Consider the following 2,153-nt stretch of genomic DNA (forward strand, 5'->3'; position numbering starts at 1 on the left):
TAGAAGATCCGGCTGTAACGGATTTGAGTGATGTAGGTACCGTGGCACGTATTGTTAAGCTCATTAAAATGCCCGATGGTGGCACCACTATCATTATACAGGGGCGTAAGCGCTTTAAAATAGATGAGATTGTGACGGAGGATCCGTACTTCAAAGCCAAAATCACGGTGATGCAGGATGAAGCTGCAGAAGATGATTCTGAGTTTGAAGCATATATTTCTTCCATCAAAGACCTGGCAGCCCAGATTATTCAGCTGTCGCCCAACCTGCCTTCAGAAGCCAGCATAATATTGAAGAACATTGAAAATCCATCTTTCCTGGTGCATTTTGTGTCTTCCAATCTTAATTCTGATCTGAAAGACAAGCAGCAACTGCTGGAAATTAACAACCTGCGCACCCGTGCGGAACTCCTGATGAAGCTGTTGCAAACAGAATTGCAACTGGCGGAACTCAAAAACAAGATCACCAACAAAACCAAGGCAGACCTGGACAAGCAGCAGCGGGATTATTTCCTGCAGCAGCAAATGAAGTCTATTAAGGAAGAATTAGGTGGTGATGCCAATGACAGGGAGCTGAAAGAAATGAAGCGTAAGGCAGAAGAAAAGAAATGGCCTGCTGCTGCTGCTGAAGCTTTTGCCAAAGGTATCGAGAAACTGGAGCGTATGCATCCCAGCACACCGGATTACAGCGTGGTGTATAATCACCTGGATCTTTTGCTGGACCTTCCCTGGGGCGAGTATACCACTGATAGTTATGACCTGAAAAAGGCGAAGAAGATACTGGACCATGATCATTATGGCATGGAAAAAATCAAGGAGCGCATCCTGGAATACCTGGCTGTACTGAAACTGAAAGGAGATATGAAGTCTCCTATTCTGTGCTTTGTTGGCCCTCCGGGTATTGGTAAAACATCGCTGGGCCGCTCTATTGCCAATGCCGTGGGTCGTAAATATGTACGTCTCAGTTTGGGTGGTTTGCATGATGAAAGCGAAATCAGGGGACATCGTAAAACCTATATCGGCGCCATGCCGGGTAGAGTGGTACAGTCTATCCGGAAGATTAAGTCATCCAATCCGGTGATGATCCTGGATGAAATTGATAAAATAGGTAACGATATGCGCGGCGATCCAAGTTCAGCATTGCTGGAAGTACTGGACCCTGAGCAAAACAGCACCTTTTATGATAACTATCTCGAACTGGAATTTGATCTGAGCCGGGTATTATTCATTGCCACGGCGAACAACATCAATTCTATTCATCCTGCGCTTCGCGACAGGTTGGAAATCATTGACCTGAGCGGTTATTCTATTGAAGAAAAAGTGGAGATCGCCAAAAGGCATCTGTTGCCCAAGCAAAAGGATGCGCATGGTTTGAAAGATACGAAGGTGAAAATCGGCAACCCGGTTATTGAGCAGCTGATTTCAGATTATACCCGTGAGAGCGGAGTACGTGAACTCGACAGGCAGTTTGCTGCTATTATGCGTAACATGGCCAAGCAACTGGCGATGGAGAAGCCTTTACCAGCCACCTTAACAGAGGCCGATTTACAGCGGATACTGGGCAAGCCCCGTTATTCCAATGAGATCTATAAGGTAGGGAATCCTCCGGGCGTGGCAGTGGGTCTTGCCTGGACATACGTAGGCGGTGATATTCTGTTTATAGAAAGCAGTCTGAGTGAGGGCAAAGGTGATCTGAAGCTGACAGGTAACCTGGGCAATGTGATGAAGGAATCGGCGGTAACGGCGCTGAGCTATCTGCATTCCCATGCAGTAGAACTCAAGCTGGACCCTAAGTTATTCACTACAAAGAGTGTACATGTACACGTGCCGGAAGGGGCAGTACCGAAAGATGGTCCGAGTGCGGGTATTACCATGCTCACCGCTTTGGCATCTGTGTTGACCGGCCGTAAGGTAAAATCCTATCTGGCGATGACGGGGGAAATAACCTTGCGTGGTCAGGTATTACCGGTAGGTGGTATTAAGGAAAAAATACTGGCAGCCAAAAGGGCAGGTATCCGGGAAATCATTCTTTGCTGGCAAAATGAGAAAGACATTAAGGATATTAATCCTTCCTATATCAAAGGAATGAAGTTCCATTATGTTCGGCAAATGAACCAAGTACTGGAAATTGCGTTATTAAAGAAGTAGCAACGC

At 46.4% G+C, this 2,153-nt stretch carries 1 protein-coding gene; it reads left to right on the plus strand.

The genetic code is table 11. The features are described 5' to 3' along the window. A partial coding sequence (lon, locus tag VIP81_RS17125; protein WP_331963499.1) for an endopeptidase La occupies nt 1–2,147 on the plus strand: 2,147 nt, incomplete at its 5' end. Nucleotides 2,148–2,153 lie beyond the last annotated feature (6 nt).

Origin of the sequence: Chitinophaga sp. (assembly GCF_036566945.1) — a bacterium.
Lineage (GTDB): Bacteria > Bacteroidota > Bacteroidia > Chitinophagales > Chitinophagaceae > Chitinophaga.